Source organism: Clostridium sp. CM042 (genome assembly GCF_055080995.1).
In genome coordinates, this window is sequence record NZ_CM143646.1 from 580,083 (window position 1) to 602,375 (window position 22,293).

The 22,293-nt window shown below is 30.1% G+C and carries 24 protein-coding genes and 2 pseudogenes; 5 read left to right on the forward strand and 21 right to left on the reverse strand.

From position 1 onward, the window contains the following. The first annotated feature begins 130 nt into the window (after positions 1-130). A complete protein-coding gene (locus tag ACWJJ7_RS02690; protein ID WP_462963817.1) occupies positions 131-1,411 on the forward strand; it encodes a methionine gamma-lyase family protein in 1,281 nt (426 codons plus the stop codon). Between the two features lie 93 nt (positions 1,412-1,504). Here the strand turns inward: ACWJJ7_RS02690 and lexA are convergent, their stop codons facing one another. Continuing rightward, positions 1,505-2,113, reverse strand: a complete 609-nt coding sequence (lexA, locus tag ACWJJ7_RS02695; RefSeq protein WP_462963818.1) for a transcriptional repressor LexA — start codon at positions 2,111-2,113, stop codon at positions 1,505-1,507. 335 nt (positions 2,114-2,448) lie between these two features. On the opposite strand from lexA, the gene ACWJJ7_RS02700 reads away from it, so the two are divergent. After that, complete coding sequence (locus ACWJJ7_RS02700) at positions 2,449-2,913, forward strand: hypothetical protein (RefSeq protein ID WP_462963819.1); 465 nt, start codon at positions 2,449-2,451, stop codon at positions 2,911-2,913. 247 nt (positions 2,914-3,160) lie between these two features. Further along, positions 3,161-4,497 (forward strand): IS3 family transposase gene (locus ACWJJ7_RS02705; RefSeq protein WP_462962368.1). Its coding sequence is split into 2 segments (ribosomal slippage): positions 3,161-3,542 and positions 3,542-4,497, totalling 1,338 coding nucleotides; the frame shifts between segments, so codons are not numbered across the junction. A 131-nt stretch (positions 4,498-4,628) separates the two neighbouring features. On the opposite strand, the gene ACWJJ7_RS02710 is transcribed toward ACWJJ7_RS02705, so the two are convergent. Further along, positions 4,629-5,627 carry a tyrosine recombinase XerC gene (locus tag ACWJJ7_RS02710; RefSeq protein WP_462963820.1) on the reverse strand — a complete coding sequence of 333 codons (999 nt, stop codon included), beginning with the start codon at positions 5,625-5,627 and terminating at the stop codon, positions 4,629-4,631. A 245-nt stretch (positions 5,628-5,872) separates the two neighbouring features. Further along, the gene (gene purB, locus ACWJJ7_RS02715) at positions 5,873-7,303 is read right to left on the reverse strand and encodes an adenylosuccinate lyase (protein ID WP_462963821.1); all 1,431 of its coding nucleotides are present in this window, start codon (positions 7,301-7,303) and stop codon (positions 5,873-5,875) included. A gap of 247 nt (positions 7,304-7,550) precedes the next feature. Between purB and ACWJJ7_RS02720 the strand changes: the two genes are divergently transcribed. Both ACWJJ7_RS02720 and ACWJJ7_RS02725 read left to right on the forward strand, forming a co-directional pair. Then, positions 7,551-7,757 (forward strand): DUF378 domain-containing protein, encoded by a 207-nt coding sequence (locus tag ACWJJ7_RS02720; RefSeq protein ID WP_462963822.1) that lies wholly within the window; start codon positions 7,551-7,553, stop codon positions 7,755-7,757. 199 nt (positions 7,758-7,956) lie between these two features. Further along, positions 7,957-9,400 (forward strand): annotated as a pseudogene (locus tag ACWJJ7_RS02725) (transposase). A gap of 420 nt (positions 9,401-9,820) precedes the next feature. On the opposite strand, the gene ACWJJ7_RS02730 reads toward ACWJJ7_RS02725, so the two are convergent. The 18 genes and pseudogenes from ACWJJ7_RS02730 to ACWJJ7_RS02815 all read right to left on the reverse strand — a co-directional run bounded on the left by ACWJJ7_RS02730 (position 9,821) and on the right by ACWJJ7_RS02815 (position 22,260). After that, positions 9,821-9,973 carry a hypothetical protein gene (locus ACWJJ7_RS02730; RefSeq protein WP_462963823.1) on the reverse strand — a complete coding sequence of 51 codons (153 nt, stop codon included), beginning with the start codon at positions 9,971-9,973 and terminating at the stop codon, positions 9,821-9,823. Further along, positions 9,970-10,842, reverse strand: a complete 873-nt coding sequence (locus ACWJJ7_RS02735) for a hypothetical protein (protein WP_462963824.1) — start codon at positions 10,840-10,842, stop codon at positions 9,970-9,972. The genes ACWJJ7_RS02730 and ACWJJ7_RS02735 overlap by 4 nt, the downstream gene beginning before the upstream one ends. 1,058 nt (positions 10,843-11,900) lie before the next feature. After that, positions 11,901-12,413, reverse strand: a complete 513-nt coding sequence (locus ACWJJ7_RS02740) for an N-acetyltransferase family protein (protein ID WP_462963825.1) — start codon at positions 12,411-12,413, stop codon at positions 11,901-11,903. Positions 12,414-12,540: 127 nt separating this feature from the next. After that, positions 12,541-13,101 (reverse strand): recombinase family protein, encoded by a 561-nt coding sequence (locus ACWJJ7_RS02745; RefSeq protein WP_462963826.1) that lies wholly within the window; start codon positions 13,099-13,101, stop codon positions 12,541-12,543. A gap of 264 nt (positions 13,102-13,365) precedes the next feature. Beyond that, positions 13,366-13,920: a GNAT family N-acetyltransferase gene (locus ACWJJ7_RS02750; RefSeq protein ID WP_462963827.1), complete on the reverse strand. Its 555-nt coding sequence runs from the start codon at positions 13,918-13,920 to the stop codon at positions 13,366-13,368. A gap of 45 nt (positions 13,921-13,965) precedes the next feature. Beyond that, entirely contained in the window at positions 13,966-14,292 is a 327-nt protein-coding gene (locus ACWJJ7_RS02755) for a hypothetical protein (protein WP_462963828.1), read from the reverse strand. Positions 14,293-14,650: 358 nt separating this feature from the next. Then, a complete protein-coding gene (locus tag ACWJJ7_RS02760; RefSeq protein WP_462963829.1) occupies positions 14,651-15,403 on the reverse strand; it encodes a MutS-related protein in 753 nt (250 codons plus the stop codon). Positions 15,404-15,417: 14 nt separating this feature from the next. Continuing rightward, a complete protein-coding gene (locus tag ACWJJ7_RS02765) occupies positions 15,418-15,909 on the reverse strand; it encodes a hypothetical protein (RefSeq protein WP_462963830.1) in 492 nt (163 codons plus the stop codon). A 233-nt stretch (positions 15,910-16,142) separates the two neighbouring features. Further along, a pseudogene (locus ACWJJ7_RS02770) lies at positions 16,143-16,256 on the reverse strand (IS91 family transposase); the annotation flags it as partial. Then, positions 16,249-17,010 (reverse strand): tyrosine-type recombinase/integrase, encoded by a 762-nt coding sequence (locus ACWJJ7_RS02775; protein ID WP_462963831.1) that lies wholly within the window; start codon positions 17,008-17,010, stop codon positions 16,249-16,251. The pseudogene ACWJJ7_RS02770 and the gene ACWJJ7_RS02775, both read right to left, overlap by 8 nt. 219 nt (positions 17,011-17,229) lie before the next feature. Further along, a complete protein-coding gene (locus ACWJJ7_RS02780; protein ID WP_462963832.1) occupies positions 17,230-17,616 on the reverse strand; it encodes an NUDIX hydrolase in 387 nt (128 codons plus the stop codon). A gap of 160 nt (positions 17,617-17,776) precedes the next feature. Next, positions 17,777-18,460 carry a hypothetical protein gene (locus ACWJJ7_RS02785; RefSeq protein ID WP_462965063.1) on the reverse strand — a complete coding sequence of 228 codons (684 nt, stop codon included), beginning with the start codon at positions 18,458-18,460 and terminating at the stop codon, positions 17,777-17,779. Then, positions 18,396-19,685: an ABC transporter permease gene (locus tag ACWJJ7_RS02790; protein WP_462963833.1), complete on the reverse strand. Its 1,290-nt coding sequence runs from the start codon at positions 19,683-19,685 to the stop codon at positions 18,396-18,398. The genes ACWJJ7_RS02785 and ACWJJ7_RS02790 overlap by 65 nt, the downstream gene beginning before the upstream one ends. Then, a complete protein-coding gene (locus tag ACWJJ7_RS02795; protein WP_462963834.1) occupies positions 19,678-20,547 on the reverse strand; it encodes an ABC transporter ATP-binding protein in 870 nt (289 codons plus the stop codon). The genes ACWJJ7_RS02790 and ACWJJ7_RS02795 overlap by 8 nt, the downstream gene beginning before the upstream one ends. 12 nt (positions 20,548-20,559) lie before the next feature. After that, the gene (locus ACWJJ7_RS02800) at positions 20,560-20,841 is read right to left on the reverse strand and encodes a hypothetical protein (RefSeq protein WP_462963835.1); all 282 of its coding nucleotides are present in this window, start codon (positions 20,839-20,841) and stop codon (positions 20,560-20,562) included. Further along, positions 20,835-21,362, reverse strand: coding sequence for an RNA polymerase sigma factor (locus ACWJJ7_RS02805; RefSeq protein WP_462963836.1), 528 nt, complete (start codon positions 21,360-21,362; stop codon positions 20,835-20,837). The genes ACWJJ7_RS02800 and ACWJJ7_RS02805 overlap by 7 nt, the downstream gene beginning before the upstream one ends. Before the next feature lie 247 nt (positions 21,363-21,609). Next, a complete protein-coding gene (locus tag ACWJJ7_RS02810; RefSeq protein ID WP_462963837.1) occupies positions 21,610-21,996 on the reverse strand; it encodes an FtsX-like permease family protein in 387 nt (128 codons plus the stop codon). Between the two features lie 51 nt (positions 21,997-22,047). After that, positions 22,048-22,260 (reverse strand): hypothetical protein, encoded by a 213-nt coding sequence (locus ACWJJ7_RS02815; protein ID WP_462963838.1) that lies wholly within the window; start codon positions 22,258-22,260, stop codon positions 22,048-22,050. Between the last annotated feature and the right edge of the window lie 33 nt (positions 22,261-22,293).

The following is a 22,293-nucleotide window of genomic DNA, read 5'->3' on the forward strand; positions in this document are numbered from 1 at the left end:
AGAAGGAGGTTTATACCCCCACTGAAGTTTTCTATTTGTTAGGGTATGTAACTCCCACTTATAGAAGTGGGAGACTTTCCTTCTGAAATGTCGTTAAAATAAATACATAATACAAAGGGGACCTGGAATCATGATAGATATAACAAAAGAATACCTTCAAAAGAAGTATAGAATAAGTTCAAAAACGCTAGAACTTTATGATATAGCAATACAAGATGTACAAGAGGAGTTTAAAATTCTTGATGAAATAAGAGAGTTTAATCAACTTAAGGTTTTGACAGCACTACAAGATGAACGGATTAGCGAATGTCATTTTACAAATTCATCTGGATACGGTTATGGCGATATAGGACGCGATTCATTAGATAAAGTATATGCAAGAATTTTCAATTGTGAGAGTGCACTTGTTCGGCCGCATTTCGTAAATGGAACACATGCAATTGGAGCAGCCTTATTTGGTAATTTAAGACCTAATGATACCATGATGTCTATATGCGGAACGCCTTACGATACACTTCTTAATATAATAGGTATTAATACTAAGGAAGATATAGGCTCATTAAAAGATTATGGTGTAAAATATAAACAATTAGAATTAAATAATAACTCTAAAGTTGATATCGCTCTAATGAAAAAGACACTGATTGAAGATAAGTCAATAAAGTTAATTCATATTCAAAGATCTACTGGATATGGCTGGAGAAAAGCACTATTAATTTCTGAAATAGAAGATATTATAAAAGCTGCAAAAGCTATAAATCCAAAGGTGATTTGTTTTGTTGATAATTGTTATGGTGAATTTATTGATGTTACGGAGCCTACAGATGTAGGAGCAGATTTAGTTGCTGGATCACTCATAAAAAATATTGGTGGTGGAATTGCACCTACAGGTGGATATATTGCAGGTAAAGAAGAATATGTACTGCAAGCTTCTTACAGACTAACAACTCCTGGAATAGGAGGAGAATGTGGTTCTACGTTTGGAGTTATGCGTTCTTTATATCAAGGACTATTCATAGCACCGCATATTGCTATGGAGGCATTGAAGGGCGCTATTTTCTGCGCAAGAATTATGGAACTTGCAGGGTTTGAAGTTCTTCCTAAATATACTGATAAAAGAAGTGATATAATTCAAGCAATTAAATTTAATGATAAGGAAAAGTTAATTAATTTCTGTAGGGGTATACAAGAGGGGTCACCCATTGATTCTTTTGTTCAATGCGAACCGTGGGACATGCCAGGATATGAAGATAAGGTTATAATGGCAGCAGGTGCATTTATTCAGGGAGCATCTATAGAATTATCTGCAGACGCTCCAATTAGAGAGCCTTATATAGCATATTTACAGGGTGGATTAACTTTCGATCATGCTAAGATTGGAATACTAATAGCGCTTTCAAGAGTTATTTAATATTGATGATTTAGTAATAGAATAAAAAAATCCTGCAATTGATATATTCATTGCAGGATTTTTTTGTTCCATAAATTCTTTAAAAGTGGGTATTTAATACTTTCTGTAAATACCAATAAGTACACCTAAAATTGCACAGTCATCAACTATGATAGGGGACATAGTTGAATTTTCAGGCTGAAGCCTTATATGATCTTTTTCCTTGAAAAATCTTTTAATAGTTGCTTCATTATCAATAAGAGCTACAACTATATCGCCATTTTTAGCGGTATTGATTTTCTCAATTATAGCAAGGTCTTTATCCAATATTCCTGCTTCAATCATGCTGCTACCAGAAACTTTAAGCATAAATAGTTCATTATTGGTTTTAGTGAAATTTAAAGGAAGAGTAAATGTATCTTCAACATTTTCAACTGCGAGTATTGGTTTTCCAGCAGTGATTTTCCCTATAATAGGTATATCTATAAGTTCTTTTCTTACGACAGAACCCTTTATTAATTCAATTGCACGAGGCTTGGTAGGGTCTCTACGAATATATCCTTTTTTTTCTAATCTTGCTAAATGCCCATGAACAGTCGAGGTAGATCTTAAGCCTACGCCATCGCATATTTCTCTGACTGAAGGTGGATATCCTTTTAATTGAACCTGTTTCTTTATAAAGTTATATATTTCACTTTGCTTGTCTTTTTTTTCAGTTAACACGTCAACGCCTCCCATTCATAGTATAATTATACCATATAAATGTAAAAACATCAAACCTATGTTCTATTTTGCGGTAAAAAATTGTATATTACTATGTGTGACTACATAAGTCATCATTAAATCATCTCCTGCGGAGCTGCATTGACGACTTCAGAAGGATATTTATACTCCCACTGAAGTTTTCTATTTGTTAGGTCATGTAACTCCAACTTATAGAAGTGGGAGACTTTCCTTCTGAAATGTCGTTAAAGAGTGTTAGTGTTTGATTATTGAAAATATATTTGCTATAATGGTCTATTATGAAAGTAATTGAAATAAATAGAGCGGGGTGTTGTATGTCTAAAAATTGTATATTTAATAATAAGAAAATTTGTAATAGTTGTGGAGAATGTGAAGTCTGCGAATTAAATTCAAATAAGAAATGTAATAATTGCGGTAAATGTTTAGAAATGGAAGGGTACGATGTAAAAGCTATAAAAATTGATGAAGTTTTTGAGGATAATGAGATTGAAGGGGTAGAAGAAAATTTTTATGATAAGGATGAAATTAATTTATCGGAAGAAGTAGATAATAATGAAAATGAAATTGAGGAACTACCAAAACTCGAAGATTATGATTCAGTGGTAGCCAACGATGAATTTTCAAAACTACATAAAGATGATTTTATACCTGAAAATAATGAAGTTTGGGAATTTATAGATGACATAGACGGAGCAAAAGAGCTACTTGAAAATGAAGATGATAACTCAGGATTACTTCAAGAAGAATTTCCTGGACTTATAAGACTAAAAAAAATATAAGTATTAGAAGTATATATAGAAATAGTTAAAATCTATTGCATATTTTTATGCTCAAAAAAAGTATATATTACGTATAATGCATTAAAGCGAGCTTTAGAACTTCTTATTTTATTTTTAATTAAGATTCGTAAAGAAAAATATATGTTTGAGTGACAGTAAAATGTACCCTATAGAGTAGACGATTTAAAAAAAACTACCCTATGGGGTTTTTCTATGTATAATGGAATAAAGGATTAGGGGTGAATAAATGAGCATTAAGAATTTTACAGAAAAAGAAGTGAAAGTGTTATCCAAAAATAAATATGTAACAAATGTTAGTATTAAAGGTATAACTTACACTGATGAATATAAACGCATTTTTGTAACAGAGAATGAAAAGGGCAAATCTATAAAAGAAATATTTAAAGAATATGGTTTTGATATAGACGTTCTTGGAAATGATCGAATTAGATCAGCAGCTTACAGATGGCGGACTGCATATAGAAAAAAAGGTGTAATAGGACTGAATGATACAAGGAAATCAATGTGCGGAAGATCAAGAGGGAAAGATCTTCCCATAGAAGAAAGATATAAACGTCTTAAGGTCCAAGTTAATTTACTTAAAGCTGAGAATGAATTACTAAAAAAAATCGACATCCTAGAAAGAAGGCTGGTAAAGAAAAAATAATATTAGTAGCAGAAGAAAAATATATTCTTATCAATTCACAAATTAAAAAATATAAACTCAGAAATATGCTTAGCCATTTATGCAGTGTGTCGGGGGTATCCCGTTCAGGCTACTACAACTATTTCTCAGTTAGTTCACAAGGAGTTAGGAATCAACGTGACGATCATGATCAAATAGTGCGAGATACTATCTTAAAAGCATATAACTTTAAAGGCCGCAAAAAAGGAGCTAGACAAATTAAAATGACGTTAGAAGGCGAATTTGGTATCGTTTACAATTTGAAACGTATCCGTAGGATAATGAAGAAATACCAAATTGTATGTCCTATTAGAAAAGCAAATCCTTATAAAAGGATGATGAAAGCCACCCTCGAACATGCTGTTTTACCAAATCTATTAAATAGAAACTTCAAGCAAAATATACCTGGCAAGGTATTGCTTACAGATATAACTTATTTGTTTTATGGAAAGGGTCATAGGGCGTATTTATCAACGATTAAGGATTCCTCTACAAATGAAATACTGGCATATAATGTGTCAGCTAATATTAAGATGGATATAGTCACTGATACTATACTAAAGCTAAAAAAGAATAGAAATATTAAAATATCTAAAGATGCATTTATTCACTCAGATCAAGGTTGTCATTATACAAGTCCAATCCTTCAAAATCTCGTTAAAAGTTGTGGACTAGGACAATCTATGTCAAGACGTGGAAACTGTTGGGATAACGCTCCACAGGAATCATTCTTCGGTCATTTCAAAGATGAGGCAAACATAAAAGAGTGTCAAACATTAGTAGAGTTAAAGAAAGAAATTAAAAAATATATGATCTATTATAATAGATATAGATATCAATGGGATTTGAAAAAGATGACTCCTGTTCAATACAGAAATCATCTTTATAATTCAATATAGTTTTTTCTAATTGTCCTTGACAAAGGGTACAGATTACAGCGAGTTTATATTTTTTAGCAGATTAATTTAAAAAAAATTAGTAGTTCTTAGCGAAGTGAATGCATTAGTAGTAATATATACTTTTTTCTTTTTTATTCATCAGAAAGTGGGTTTGACTTAACCGCATTTCTTAATTTATCATTATCTACATGAGTATATATTTGTGTGGTAGATATATTTTCATGACCTAATATTTCTTGTAGACTTCTAATATCTACATTCCCATATTTATACATAAGAGTAGCGGAGGTATGTCTTAATTTATGAGGAGTATATTTATCTTTATTAAGACCAGCATTGCCTATATACTTTTTTACAATTCTCTCCACAGTTCGTTTATTAATTCTTCCGTATTTGCCACTGATAAAGAGGGCATCCTTATCTTCAACATGAATTTTAGCTATGTTTATATTTCTAATAGGTAAATATTTATAAATTGCTCTTAGTGATGCTTTATTCAAATAAATAGTACGTTCTTTATTTCCTTTTCCAATAATAGATAATGTATCATCTTTCAAATCGGATATATTTATACTGCAGAGTTCTGACAGCCTGATACCACAGTTTAAGAATAATGTAATAATACTATGATCGCGAATAGAATGCATATCTCTAGAGAGTGTAGCATCTAGTAGTGCCTTACTTTCATTTAATGTTAAAAAAACGGGGCTTCTTTTGCCAAGTTTTGGTGACTCTAGATCTATTGTCGGGTCTATAGTTAACACTTTAGCCTTAGTGGTTAAATACTTAAATAGAGACTTTATAGATGCAATTTTTCTTGCTTTAGCGTAATTACCATTAGCCCTATATTTCCCAAGATAGGAGATATAGGCATATAAATCCTGCAATGTAAGAGTTTTTAATGTAGCTAAAGTTAGGTCACTAATTATAATGTTCTCAAGAGGGAGAGCATTCTCGGAAGAGACTAGACCTTTATACATTTTTAAGAACTTTAGTAGTAACGATAAATCAGCGGTATAAGCAAGAATAGTAGAGCTAGAACAGCCTTTAATAGTAGATAAATAATTAAGATAATCATTTAAAAACTGTGGGAGTTCATTGTTATAAATAGTATTTATATTCGATTTCATAAGTACCTCCAAAAATCATAATAATGTCGTGAAACTTACATTTCACGACATTATTATACTATAAGAGGGGGAGCAAAATCCTGATTTTTTTAAAAATAATAAAAATATTTATTTATTTTTATTATTTTTCATGTTTCCAATTGAAATTGGGAGACTTTCCTTCTGAAATGTCGTTAAAATTAAAAAGCTATCAGTTTGCATTACTGATAGCTTTTTATAGTATAATTTCTATCCAATGTTAAGGATTATACGTTTATAGAAGTTTCTACTCCTAATGCATCTTTGTTGGCCTCAATTATTGGTTTTACATATTCATCTATAAATTCTACTACTTGACTTGGAGCTCTACCTACAAATTTAATCGGGTCAATTACAGCTAGAATCTCTTCTTTTGACATCTTAAAACTATCATCATTTATAATTCTTTCTATAAGATCATTATTTAAGCCTTCTTCTTTAACCCGCTTTGCTGCAGCCATAGAATGAACTCTAATGTTCTCATGAAGCTCTTGTCTGTCCCCGCCCCTTTTAACAGATTCCATAAGGATGTTTTCTGTAGCCATAAATGGAAGCTCATGGTTTACATGAGCAGTAATTACTTTTTCATATACTACCATATTTCCAGCTATATTCATATACAAATTTAATACTCCATCAAGTGCTAAGAAAGCTTCAGCTACGGATATTCTCTTATTAGCTGAATCATCTAATGTTCTTTCGAACCATTGTGTTGCAGCTGTTATAGCGGGATTTAATGAATTTACTATAATATATCTTGATAAAGAGCTAATTCGCTCAGAACGCATAGGATTTCTTTTATATGCCATTGCAGAGGATCCAATTTGATTTTTTTCAAAAGGTTCTTCCAATTCTTTCATGCTTTGAAGTATCCTTAAATCATTACTGAATTTATATGCACTTTGAGCTATTTCTGATAATGTATTTAATACTATAGAGTCTACTTTTCTAGAATAAGTTTGACCAGTAACGGGATATGTATCTTCAAAGTCCATTTTATTCGCTACATATTTATCTAAGTCTTTTACTTTTTTCTCATCATTTTCGAATAGATTCATAAAGCTCGCTTGAGTTCCTGTTGTTCCTTTAACTCCTAGTAGCTTTATTTTATTTATTACGAAATCTAAATTTTCTAGATCCATTATTAATTCTTGAATCCATAGAGTTGCCCTTTTACCTACAGTAGTTAATTGAGCTGGCTGTAAATGGGTAAATCCTAGTGTAGGAACATCCTTATACTTTAATGCAAATTCAGAAGATTTACTAATTACATTAACTAATTTTTTCTTGATTAATAATAAAGCCTTTTTCATGACTATTAAGTCTGTATTATCGCCTACATAGCAGCTAGTAGCTCCTAAATGAATAATGCCCTTTGCAGTAGGACATTGAACCCCATATGCATATACATGGCTCATTACATCATGTCGTATTTCTTTTTCTTTTTCTTCAGCCACTTCGTAATTCACGTTATCTACATATGATTTAAGCTCTTCAATTTGAGCTTCTGTGATATTGATTCCTAATATTCTTTCACCTTCAGCTAGTGCAACCCAAAGCTTTCTCCATGTTCTAAACTTCATATCATCTGAAAATAAATAACTCATTTCTTTTGATGCATATCTACTATTTAATGGTGTATTATAAGAATTTCTCATATTCTGCCTCCATACGTACAATTTTAAATGTAAAACAAATTTCATTCATATTATAACATGTAATAGTGCTAAAAGTAATGAAAATGTTCGCATATTTAACTTGTACTTTCCAAATTATTTTTTAGTGTATAAATTTATCTACTATAACATTATATACGCTTTAAAGAAATTATTAAACAGTTCTAAAATATTATATTTATAATATAATTTATACAAATAGAACAATTATAATAGTTTGGGGGTAATTATGTATAAGCTTAGTATTATAGACAAACTTTCATTCGTGTTTGTATTGGTTGGTGCTTTAAATTGGGGACTTTTAGGGTTGTTAAATATTAACTTAGTTAGTCTTATCTTTGGATTTGTTCCCTTCCTTGCTAGAGCAATATACATTTTAGTAGGATTATCTGCTGTGAATATTATTGTTTCCATATTGAGAAATAAAAAAAATTAGCTTCTATTTCCTATTAATATTATCTTAAATAGCGTAATATTAATAGAAAAAATACTCCGTAAATTATTAGAGCCACACTGAAAAACTATATGAAAAATCGTCATCAATTAAAGATGGCGATTTTTTTAATATAGACTAAACAAAATTTTTAAAGATATATCAATTAGTATAGTAGACTACAAAATAAAGAGGCTATACTATTATGCTAAGACAATTGGAAATAAAAATAAATACATACCATAGCTTATATTCGTTAATTATTCCGGAAGATAACATTTTAAAGCAAATTAATGACCTTGTTGACTTTTCATTTGTTTATGATGAATTGGTAGTTAACTATAGTTCATCTATGGGTAGAGGTGCTATTAACCCCATAATGCTATTTAAATGTTACTTTTGAAAGTAATATATGAATTGTCTGATGAAGATGTTGTTGAAGAATAACATGATATGTCCTTTAAATATTTTCTAAATTTAGCCCCAGAAGAAACAAATTTAATAAACTCCAAGTACATTAACTAAATTTAGAAAGCTTCGCCTTAAAAGACATGAATTTATTGGATTTAATGTTAATAAACAAGACTGTAGAACTTGCTACTCCAAGGGAGTTTTAAAATAAAGCAATAATAGTTGATGCTACACCTGCAAGTCACGTTATAACCAAAAGTCAGCGAGCGAATTATTGAAACGTGCAAGAACTTAAGAAAAACATTGTATGGTACATATCCTGGTATTAAAGAAGAGTTACCTAATAAAGTTACAACTGGAGTACTTGAAGATATTCTTGAGTACTGCAATTATTAATTGATAGCATAAACGAGAAGCCAGAAACTGCAGCAAATCCAATGTGAAAACTAAATTAAACTACTTAATGAGCTATTAATGATGACTTGAAAAATCTGAAACTATCAAAAGATGAGGATGCAAAAGTGGGGCATAAAACTGAAGATAGTTCTTTTTTGAGATATAAATCACACCTTGCTATGGTGAAGAACGTTTAATTACAGCAGCTGTTATTACAACTGGCGAAAAAAGTGATGGAAAGGAGCTCATAGCCTTAATAGAAAAAGCCGTGAGGCTGGTATAGATGTTAATGAAGTAATTGGAGATACAGCTTATTCTGAAATGAAAAACTTAAAATATACAAAGAAAATAAAATTGTATTTAATTTCAAGACTAAATCCTGTAATTTCACAAGGAATGCGAAAAAGAGGATGAATTTGAGTTTAATAAAGATGCTGGTTTATTTGTATGTCCAGCAGTACATGGCTATTAAAAAAGCAAAACAGGGAAAGAAGAATGTTGGTAAAAATCAAGTGCTAACTTACTATTTTAATGTAGAAAAGTGTAAAAATTGTATTCACTTAAAGATGGGTGCTATAAAGAAGGTGCTAAATCTAAAACTTATTCGGTTTCAATAAAGTCAAATACTCCACAAAGATCAAATAGAGTTCGAAAAATTGAGTATTTTTAAAAAACGTGCTAGAGAACGTTATATAGTAGAAGAACAGTGAACTTAAGCACCAGCATGGCTATGATGTAGCAACATCGTCAGGTTTAATTAGCATGCAAATGCACAAGGTGCGTTATCAATCTTCACTGTGAATCTAAAGAGAATAATCAAGTTGAAAGGCATGAAATAAGGCTTTTAACTTAAATATAAAAATATAAAAGAAAAAGCATGAAACATCCAAAAATATGGGTATTTCATGTTTTTTCTGTTCAAGCCTAAAAACTTACTGAAAAAGAGAGTGCTTTTTTCAATTGGCCTCAAGATATTATGAGTATTTTTGATTATATTAAATCATCTATTGGTTTTCTAGGCCCTCTTAATTGGGCTCAGTTCACAATTGCTAAATTATACTGGTCTAAGTTCCAATACTTTTATTTTAGTTTCTGATATATCGATTTTTTCCATTATCACATCATCGCTAACTAGTTGCACCTGGAGTTACAGTTGGACTGCTTTTTCATCTGGAGTTCCAGTTGATTCTTTTTTATCTGGAGTTCCAGTTGATTCTTTTTTATCTGGGTTTGGCCAGTTGATTCTTTTTCGTCTGGAGTTACAGTTGGTTCTTTTTCATCTGGAGTTCCAGGTGATTCTTTTTCATCTGGAGTTCCAGTTGATTCTTTTTCAGCTGGAGTTCCAGGTGATTCTTTTTATCTGGAGTTCCAGTTGATTCTTTTTCATCTGGAGTTCCAGTTGATTCTTTCATCTGGGGTTCCAGTTGATTCTTTTCATCTGGAGTTCCAGTTGATTCTTTTTCATCTGGAGTTCCAGTTTAAGATTCTTTTTATCTGGAGCTCCAGTTGATTCTTTTTCATCTGTGGGCAGTTTGGGAACGGGAGTTTTTACATTAGGAGATGTCCCTTTGAAATAAAATTTTCCTGAAACCCCAACAATTATAACTAAAATAATTGATGCAATAATTATCATTGCCTTTTTATTATTACTAGTTTTCTTATTTCTAGAGAGCACTTCCCTATTTTCTTTATTTATTGTTTGTTCAGCGCCTGTTACCTTATTCATAACCGCTGTAAAATCTTCTTTTTCATTAGGAACTATTGCTTCGTTCTTTCTCACTGCCTTAAAGATTACCTGTTTTACATTTTTAGGTATATTAAACAAAAATGATAGTATTCCCTTTTGTTCTACAGAGTCTATCTCCTTAAAATTTTCAGGTGATCTAATTACAATAATAGGCTTATTATTGTAATTAGATTGCTTTTCTACATATACTGTAACTGAAAACTCATCACCCTTACTTATAAAAGGGATATAAACCTCTAAAATGTTATCCTTTATTGAAGAATCAAATTTTAAACCTTTTGTTATTGTGGCACCCGTACTCTTTAAGTTAGTTTGTGAACCCTGTATATTTATAGTTAACTCATGAATTGTTTTGTTTGATGGGTTCTTAACAGTAATAATGTATGTGCAATGCTCTTTGCCATCCATTTTTATAGGTTTACCATTTCGTACATTACATAATATTCTAGGTCCTAAATTTCTATAATAATCTAACAATAATCCAGATATAAATGATATTATTATAGTTATAATTGCAGTTTTAATAATATTCATAAAATTAATTTTCGCTCCTTTATTTTTTACTGTTTTTCCAGCTACATAATTATATTATTCACTTTCAGTAAATTATAAAGTAGATGGATACTTGTGACAAACTTAAAAATTAAATTGAGAAGATTTATCCAAGAGTCTAAGTAATAGTAGCTACACATCTTAATGTAGATATGGTCTTGCGACGCCTCCATTTTGATTGCTCACTACACTGAAATTTTCTCTTTGTAGACCCCCTAGAAATATAATGAAGTATCGTTAAAATACTTGTTTCATTATATTCCATATATCGAATGATAGCAAATCAAATACCCCAAATGTGGTATCATTAATAAAAATTTAACATCATAAAATACTTCACTATGATGTTGACGCTACCCCGTATAGTAACCTTAATTGCTTTTTTCTACTTGTTGATTTAAATAACATACAAGTATGTCTCAACAAAGGATATTTTAAGTTGTAGTTGGAAAATAATTTTGTTAATAATTATTTTTGATACCTTATTTATTTGTTTGATTAAATTTGTTCCATTGTTAGTATTCTCTTGTTCCCCTTTTCAGTTTCTTCAATAAAGAGAATATTATATTTTGCGAGATATATGTGATTAAACTAATCAAGTTTTACTTGCAATTTTTTTATTAACACAAAAAAAGCATCTATAAATTAATATAGATGCTTTGTCTAAATGAATTTTTGATTAGTTAGGCACTAGAATTACTACTCCAATTATTACAATAAATTGCTCTCATATCATTGCAGCCATTGGAAAATCCAAGTTGGTAATGCTAAAGGGTATGGGAGTTGAAATTAAGTTCCCTTCCTTGTTAGAGCAATATACATTTTAGTAGAATTATCTGCTGTGAATATTATTTATTACATTAATGAAATTGTGACTATTCAATTTTACACCTTTGCTCTCGAGAAACAAACTGTAATATAATAGATTGCAAATCATAATATATTAAGGTTAGACTATTCTCTTCTGTGCCTACACACCTAATCCAGCCATTCTATTTCCTACTCTCTATGTATTTTACTATTATTTTAAAACTTACACACTAACCATCTATTGGGCTTTCAGGGCCTTTAAGCTCTAATTGATAAAAAACAAGATTGAGCCACTTCCCAAATTTAAATCCAGCTTTATTTATCTTACCTGAATATTCGAACCCTAATTTTTCGTGCAATTTGATACTTTTTTCATTTGATTCATCAATTGCCGCCACCATGGTTGCAAATCCTCTTTCATTGGAAATTCTTATTAGCTCTTTAGCTAGTAGTGTTCCTATGCCTTTGTTTCTACAGTTTCCATTAACATAAATAGAGTGTTCAATAGTGTATTTATACGCAGGCCATGCTCGGAATGGTCCAAATGTAGCAAATCCAATAACCTTATTATTGTCTTCAAACACTAATATTGGATACCCCTCTTGCTTCTTTTTTTCATACCATTGTTTTCTGTCATCAATCGTGTGAGCTTTATAATCATAGACAGCTGTTGTATTTAATATGGCGTCATTGCAAATTTCTAAAATATCAATTAAATCATTTTCGACTGCTTCTCTTATCATTTTTATACTCCTTTCACAATAAAAAGTTGTCACTAAAAATTTCTTAACGATCCTTCTATACGACATTATACAATAGTTTTGTTTTTTAAAACATAACCTTTTGTAATTAATTTTTTCTTTTTAATAATTATTTTGTTAATTTATATTCATCCACTAATTTGTAAAAAGTATTCCTTTTTAGATTTAATAATTCCATTGCATTGGTTCCTGTTAATTCTCTATTCTTATATTTATCATAAACTTCTTTCCAATTTAAAGGGTAATTTATTTTTTTACGGCCTTTATACTTCCCTTTTGCTTTTGCAGTTGCAATGCCCTTTTTTTGTCGTTCTAATAAATTGGCTCGCTGAAATTCGTTAATTGATCTAATCATTGTGAACATAAGTTTACCTGTGGTGGTACTTGTATCCAAATTTTCCTTAAGACATCTTAAATTGACACCTTTACTTTCTAACTGTTCACCTATATTTATAAGTTCATTTGTTGACATTGCAAACCTACTGAAATCCAAAACATAAATTGTATCTCCTCTTCTCATAAAGTCCATCATTGCATTTAATTGAGGGCAAACGTCTACTGCGCTTATTTTTTCATTAAACCACTTTTCTATATTGTAATTTTTAAGATCTGCAAATTGCCTATCATCATTTTGTTGATTTGAACTCACTCGAGAGTAAGCAATATTCATATAAACAACCCCTTTTGAATCATTTACTATATATTAACATAATTTCCGTTTAAAGTATACTGAAACCAACAACTGTTTATTACATTTATAACCAATTTCAAACAAACAGTTTTCATTAATTATATATGTGTTGTTCTGTCATATAATCTAAACAAACAATTATTCAAACAAAGCAAAAGGTGATTATGTCGAATGTATTTCGTCATAATCACCTTTAGTTAAGGAAGCTTGAGACTTTTAGTTGTTGCGTGCTCATTCTATTCATTATGTTAAATATAATTGGTTAAGATATTCGAATTTAAAAATACTGTAATATAAGGTGGTAACTTTTTTGTTATCTAATAGTTTTAATCTTTCAGTTTTTTGAAATCTATATTTAAATCTACATTTTTCAATTACTCTTTTAGAATTATGATTAAAGTTATAGTGTCCACACCAAATTAAATCTAAAGTTAATTCATTAAATCTATACTTAATTAAGCAATTTACAGCCTCTGGAGTAAATCCATTGCCCCAATATTTAGGGTTAAGAACATAGCCTATTTCCTTTTGTTTTAAGTCGGAAAGGCTATCATCAGGTTTTCTATTATGAAGTCCTATACTACCAATAACTTTGTTTTCTGATTCCAGAACAACAGCATATGTGTCACTATTTTTGATAAACATTTTTATAATTCCTTTGCTTTCTTCCTCATTGTTATGTGGTTGCCAACCAGCATTAGGTCCAACTAAATCACTTTTGGCATATTCATATAAATTTTCGCTGTCATTTTCTGTCCACCCTCTTAATATCAATCTATTAGTGGTTAATGTATCCATATTGATTCCCGCCCTTAATTTATATTTCAAGAAAAACACAGACTGCTATTCACCAAGTCTATCAATTAAATATCCTAATAAACTACCGAAAATTAATGTCATTACTATAATCCAAATTGCACCTGTTAAATTAGATTCTATTACAAATACGGTTGATGGAATAAATATAAGTATAGAAATAATAATTCCTTTTAAAATTCCTTGGATTTTTAAGTTTGATGTCGAAATAAAAAATCCAACTATAACCCAAGTCAAAAAAGTTGATATATTAGCAGCCCAACTTATTTTCTGCAAAATCATCGGTAAAACATTGATGATTCCTACTATAACACCTAAGATAATACCTAAATATACTTTGTTAATTTTTTTCATAAACAACTATCTCCCCTTCCACTTAAATTAGCATTGAGTAATTATTAAATTATACAGGATATTAATATAGATTTCAAATATTTAGTATAATTACATATAAATTTCTTTATGAAGTCATCAATTCATCTTCTTCGAAGCTGTGCACCGACCCAGGAGATGATTTAACTTTATATCGGAATGAGATATATGTGATTAAATTAATCAAGGTTTACTTGCAATTTTTTTATAAGCACAAAAAAAGCAGCAATAAATTAATATATATGCTTTGTATAAATGTGGTCTTATTATTACATTAGCACCTTTTAGCATTTTTACCCTCCTACTAATTTTCAAAAATTAAAAAAGTAAGATTTTAAATTTAACACACAAATGTTAGTTCTCTTTTTTTATGGAAAATATCATTTACATTACCTTCAGTGTTTTCTTCTATTTCAATACCAGCTAATCTCATTAAGTAGATCGCATTTCGTGTAGGTGAAACTCCAATTTTTAATTTATAATCAAAATGAATTTCATTTTCTTTATAATATTCAGAAAAATAATAGTTTTTAACTTTTGAATTTTTATTATTTTCCATTTCACCTAACTCTAAATCATGAGTGGATACAAATCCTACATTTCCAGTTTCACTTAGTTGTTTTACCAAAATCATAGCTCCAGTGTGCCTATCTTTTGAATTAGTTCCTTTAAAAATTTCGTCTAGTAAAAATAGTACTTGTTTTCCTTCGTTTGAAGCCTTAACGATATTTTTAATTTTTAATATTTCTGCATAAAAAGAAGATATACTTTGCCCTAGATTATCACTTACCCTCATGCAACTATAGAAATCCATAATAGTACAACAAAATTGATCTGCACATACAGGAGCACCAGCATATGCTAATACAATGTTAACTCCCACAGTTCTCATAAATGTGCTCTTTCCAGACATATTGGAACCTGTTATAAGCATAACAGGATGTGGCGATTCCACCTTTAGGTTATTACATACCCGTTTTTCTCCTAAAAGGGGATATCCCATGTTTTTGGCTATAATTTTTGATGGTCCAGTTACAATCGTAGGCATACTACAATAGGGATTGTCATATTTTATAACTGCAATACTGCACAAAGCTTCTAATTCTCCTATTGTATTAATCCATCCTTAAAATTGTTCCCTGATTTTATCTTCCACCTTACAATAGAAATAGTCCAGTGATATTTTATCATGAGAATTGGATTTAAAATAGGATATAGCATATTGCGCCTATCGGCTATAGCTTCACAAATTTTAGAAAAATCACCTATCTGTTTTGAAGCACTTCGTCCATCATCGTAAAGATTTTTACATAAATTCACAATATACTCTGACCTAAATGTATGTTTTTCTATATGCTTAAGCATATTTCTATATATTTTTATGTCATCGTTATATTTTTCAGCAATACTTAAATTTTCCATTCTATCCTTTTTTTTTATTCTTAGAATAATGCATTGAATCATAATTAAAAAAACAGGGATATAGTATGGAATTAAATAAAATATTTTTGGCGCACGTTTAGTACTACCTAATAAAGCAGATATTATATAATAAAGTATTCTAACTACCACTGTTAAAGTAGTTATTGTGGTTACCATAGAAAGAAATCTTAGAAACCAAATTACTTGTTTTTTTAATATATAGTTACTTCTTTCTTTTATCCATAAAAAAAGGTCTTTGGGATTCTGTTTGTTATTAAAAATTATTTTCCCCTCTGCTCCAAGTCTTTGTCTAAAATATATTTTCTTATCAAGTTCTTTAACTGCAGCTTATCTATCATAGACCTTATTTGACCACATTCATCACACTCATCTACATGACCCCCAAGCTACGCTGTTCTACAAGCTTCAATAGAAATCATAGTTTTTTGAATATGTAGAGGAAGCTTATGATTTCTCCTATATTCATCACCATATTGATTGAATATATCTTGAATTTCAATCATCTTGTTCATCTTTTTTGTCTAAGAGCATATCCAATGGACTCTTTATATTAAGTAAATCCATCCTTCTAAGATGTAAATAAATGGTGGTAGTAGTTATCCGAGTATGTCCTAAGAGCCTTTGAATATAACAGATATCTGTGCCAGCATCCAACAAATGGGTTGCAAAGCTGTGACGAAGTGTATGGACCGTTGCATTTTTAGTGATTTCAGTTTTTTTTATAGATTTTTCTAACATTTTTTGAATACTACGTGGAGTTATCGCATCTGTGCGACCTTTTCCCGAGAACAAATATTCTTTTGGGTGATATCTTTTCCAATACTCTCTGAGGATTTTAAGATTACAAACTTCACTAACTCTTAATCCTGCGGAGTAGACCGTCATGAGAATTGCCTTATGCTTAAGATTTTCAGTAACCTCAAAAATAGATTTAACTTCCTCAGGAGATAAAACAGCAGGTAATCTTTTTGGTTCTTTAATCCTAGCAATTTTGTCCATATTCCAATATCTATTTAACGTTTTAGTATAAAAAAATTTAAGACTTGAGCTAATATTATTTACTGTACCTTCACTTAATTTTTTTTTCGTGATACAATAATGTAAATAATCACGTATTTCCTTTTCTCTTAAAAGCTCTGGTGATTTGTTGTAGAATTTAGCAAAGTTACTAATGTGATTAATATGGTTTTTTATGGTCACTGGGCTGTAGCCCCTTAGTTCCATATCCATTTTCATTCTTTCTCTTAATTCTGACATAAATAATAACACTCCCTTATTTTTTATTTCAACAATAAAAGTTTATAGGAAGTGTGCATTATAATAAAGAAGTATCTTAGTAACTAGGATACTTCTTTCTATTTTATTTAAGTAAAAATTAAATTAATGTGATTAGCACTCTTCTGCCACCGTTTTTAGCGGTTTAGTTCTTTATGAACAATACGTAATACCTTATAAAAATATAATTCGTAATTCACATTAAAAAAATTTCTTTGCATTGTCAAAGAGAACGGTGATTATTTCAGGATATGTCAATGAATCAGGCAAATTACAAAAAGTTCGGACTTCTTTCATCTCGCTATTTGGAATATCAGATAATCCAGTTATCTCTGCCATGAACACCATACCATTAGCCCACGATTTATTATCTCCTGCCCAATAATCAAACACTGGCAAAATTGAAAATTTTACAGCACCTGACTCTTCAAACAATTCACGCTTTGCTGCCTCAAGGGGTGTTTCTCCTTTTTCAATATGTCCTCCTTGTGTTTCCCAAGTAGAACGCTTTTTATGACGGCTAAGTAATATTTTTCCTTGATACTTAGAAATAATTACAACATATTTATACTCTTTTAGCTCATTCAATTTACAAACCTTACATTCCATAATATCTCCTTTCAAATTATACTTAGTGTTTACTTCGCTATTTGCTACAACTGTGAAATAACTTATAAGTAAATCATACCATCATATACAATAGTTAGCTATTTTTAAAAGTGGATGAGTTACAAAATATTTATACGTTTTATGTCTTAGGGTGGGTTAGTATAGATAATCCTGAAATGTAGGCACTACCCCTACTATTCTTAACCCAATAAACTAATAATGATAAAATTATTAGCACTACTGCGGCTACAAGTAGATAATACTTTTCTTTAAAGCTATTATTCATTAAAGAAAATATACACAAATTCTTTGTGTATTTACCCTTTGTCATGATATCAAAGACAAAATAAACCATTGATATCATATACCCTATGTTTACATTTTCAGTAAGAGAAGCAACAAATAATCCTAATCCACCTAGAAATAATGCTGATGCAACTGTTCCCATTATTAACCTTCCTGAAGTAAAGGTTCCATCAAGATAAATCAATGTATTAACAAATAATGCTATTATTGATACTATTAAGATTACTGATATTAGTATTCTTATTATATAAACAAATATAGGAGAAATAGCCTTTGCGTTTATTGTTTCTTTTATATTTTCATCTTCCTCCGGTGTAAATATTGGCACTAGAATCACTACTCCAATTATTACAATAAACTGCTCACATATCCTTGCAGCCATGGAAAAATCCAAGTTAGTAATGCTAAAGAGTATGGGAGTTGAGATTAATAACATAACTGATAACAATATATTATTTCGAAAAGCTATTCTTAAATTTACCTTTGAAATTTGTAAAACATTTCGAATACCTATCATAAAAATCAATCCTTCCTATTCTCTTTAGGTTTAATATATAAATAGATGCAACCACGAAAATTGCCGATACTGAAATAAAGAATATCCTATTTAAAAACATATTGGTTATATTAGAAACAAATACATCTCTATCCTCTATTGTATTGAATCTTATCATTAATTGACTTAAATCATAACTTCCAATTAATACGCCTTTAGATATAGAGAAGCCCCACCAAGTTATCTGAACTGGAATAGCTATTGCTGTTTCTGTAAGAAGAGTTAAAAACATCCCGACTGCAGTTACTGCCATAAGCGTTGGCATAAGCCATCCTATTGAATATTTAAAAAACGCGAAATAATCTACCGTTAAATTAAGTTTTTTGGCCATACTGGCGGCCTGAAATGTTGAAACGCCTGAAAGTAATAAAATTGGAATCATCATCATTATAACTAAGGCACTATATCTTGATAGGATTAACTTAGAAGAGCTTACGCTTCTACTATAAATGAGTTCTTTCATATTGCTTTTTCTATCCTTCCTAATAAAAGATATTACAACAAATACGGGGAATAAACCCAGTACGATTCCTATATAATCGCAAAATATCCTTGCAAAGCCATTGGTAATCTTATCCTTCTCTACTAAATCTTTATAAGTTTTCATTGCCTCCTCATATGTTGTGGGTCTAACTCCAAGCCTTCTTAAATTTTCTTTTGAATAATTAGATTGATCTCCTATTATATTATCAACTTCCAACATAACCATTTTAAAACTAGCATAGTCTTTTGAACTGCTACTGAAATGTATTTCACTCCATTTGTTGTTACTATACAATTTGTCTAAATCATTTAGAGATTTTCCTGTTGTTTGACTTAAAATTTCTTCTATCCTTTTCGTGTGTTCCTTATTTAATTTAACATTTTTAAAGAAACCATATGGATAGGATGAATATGTTCCTTGCATATACTCTCCATATAGTGTTGATGTTGCTTTAGGAATAACTTGTTCTGGTATCTCTTCGCTGGTAGATCCATAGGGATACATATCATTCTCTTTTTTGTACTTTTCAACATCTTGTACATAAGAAGGCTTTATCAAAGCACTTCCTGAGTTACGTAGATCATTCCCTTTTATATCTGAAAAGTATTGGGTAGTATAAAATACTATGGTGATACAAATAAAAACTATATAAATCAAGCTCTTACCTAATTGCTTACACTCCTTTAGAAATAGGTTAAACATTATCTATTCCTCCAATCATAAACATGTACGAATCTTCAATAGTGGGTTCACAGATTTGTGCATTATCACTTGGAGGAACATCTGAGATAACCCTAATGGAGATACTGTCCCCTAACATAATCATACCTGTTATAATATATTGTTGTTTTATTCTTTCTAAGTCATCGGGTTTAATGTTCATAGAAAAAACTTTTCCTTCTGCTTTGCTTTTTAATTCTTGAACAGTTCCTTTAAATATAAGGCTCCCATTATCTAATATTCCAATATTTTCGCAGGTGGCATCAATATCTCCGATTATATGTGTTGAAAGAATAACTATTTTATCCTTTGCTAGTTCACAAAGAAGGTTTCTAAATCGAATTCTCTCCTTTGGATCGAGTCCTACTGTTGGCTCATCAACTATTAAAACTTTTGGATTATGCAAAATTGCTTGAGCTATTCCAAGTCTTCTTTTCATTCCGCCAGATAGGGCCCTAACCTTTACCCTTTTACAATCTAACAAGTTAACCTTTTCTAAAAGTTCTGGAATTATTTTTTTTCGCTCACTTGAGGGAACCTCTGATAAAACGCCTAAATAATCCATAGCTTCATAAACGGATAGATTTGGATAAACTGAGAAGTCCTGAGGAAGATATCCAATAAGTTTTCTTAATTCTTTAGTTTTTAAAATATCTATTCCGCAAATGCTGATTTCGCCACAACTCTTGCTAAGCAGAGTTGCTAGTATCCTCATCAAAGTAGTTTTGCCTGCTCCATTTCTTCCAAGTAGTCCAAACATCCCCTGATCTATTGTTAAATTAACATCCTTTAATGCACTCTTACCACTAAAATTCTTTGATAAGTTATTTATATTAATTTGCATGCTTTCTACCTCCTAATTAATTACTGGTGTAAATTTCATTAATTTAGATTCATAATTCATTGACGATAAAAGAGTTATGAATGATAAAATGGCAATTATAGATATATCAATATGAACGAATAAAGACAACGCTGAAATTCCTATAAACATTAGAATTAAAGTCAAATAGATAAAACATTGTCTTTTCTTAAATTCCTTATCTCTTATTAAAATTCTTTCTATTTCCAATTGTTCATTTTCAAATATTTCAACCTTCTGCCACATTATGCTTAGAAATTCTTCATCTTTTAACATCTATATTCCTCCTTAGCAAGTTTTTGTAGTTTTTTTCTTGCTCTAAAAATAATGATTTTCACTTGACCTACAGACTTAATCATTATCTTTGAAATATCCTTATAGGACATATTCTCATATTCATAAAGGTACAATGCAGTCTTATACTCCTTATTTAATTTACCTAATAATTCCGTCACAAATAATCTGTCTTCTTTTTTCATAACAATATCTTCTGCGGAAGATGTCCATAGTTTTATGTCATCAATATTTACAGGCGTTTTTTTTCTTAGATAATCGATGCACTTATTCCTTATTACTGTATATAAGAATGTTTTAAAACTGTATTTATTGTTATAATCCATTCTTTTTACATAGATTAAAGCAAAACTATCCTGTATAATATCCTCTGATATAAATTCATCTTTTACATATTTCTGTGCAAACCTTAAAGCTTTTAATCTGTGTCTAATAACAATCTCCTCAAAAGCTGTCTTATTGCCACTTTTAACTAGATCCATTATTGTATTATCATCAATCAAACAATCACCTCTTTGCAAAAAAAACATAGCCTAACTATTTTATTATACTTCTTACACGTATAAGTTCATAAAAAGTTACACTATAAGAAAAATTTTCTTGTGAATTAAATCATCACCTGCGGTGCTGCAATATTAAAAAGCCAGCCAGGAGATGCTAACCTCCAAACTAGCTTTTTAGAAAAACATTAATGTTACCTTATATATTTTCCATTTTTAGTGCATCAATAATATTCTCTTTTTTAATCTTTTAAGTTGCATATATCATCGTTGAACGGACAATTGCAAATACAGCAATTATAGTCACAATAACACTACCCCATGGAACCGCAAATTGAATCTTGAATGACTCCCTCAAAACCCTGTAAATCAAATACATCATTCCAAAACTAATAGGAAGCCCATAGAGTAAGCTCTTAATTCCATAAAACCAGCTTTCGTAATTAATCATTTTATTGAAACTCTTTGGTGTCATTCCAACGGATTTAAGCATTGCAAATTCCCGTCTACGCAGAGATATGCTAGTTGATATGGTATTTAAAATATTGGCTATGCAAATAGCAGTAATAATTGCTATAAAGCCATAGAAAAATACATAGATAAAGGTCATTTGTTGCCTGCCTTGTTTATTTTGCATTGTAAAATCAATAATATTTACACTTGCAATTGAGGTCTTATTTTGATATTCCTACTGCTCGCGTTCCATTCGTATACCTTTTGAGGCCAGATAATTGTAGTATCCAGATCTAGACACTCCTGATAATTCGCATAAGTATCGGGTTATATTTTTAAAGCTATATTTTTCAATAACTTCTTTAATAGTTTTGAAAGCATCACTAGATTTAATTTTGTTATTTTTTTGTACCACATTCCTTTCTTTCGCGTCTAATTTTTTTAACAATTCTACCTGTGCCTCAAGCAATTTTATTTTAGC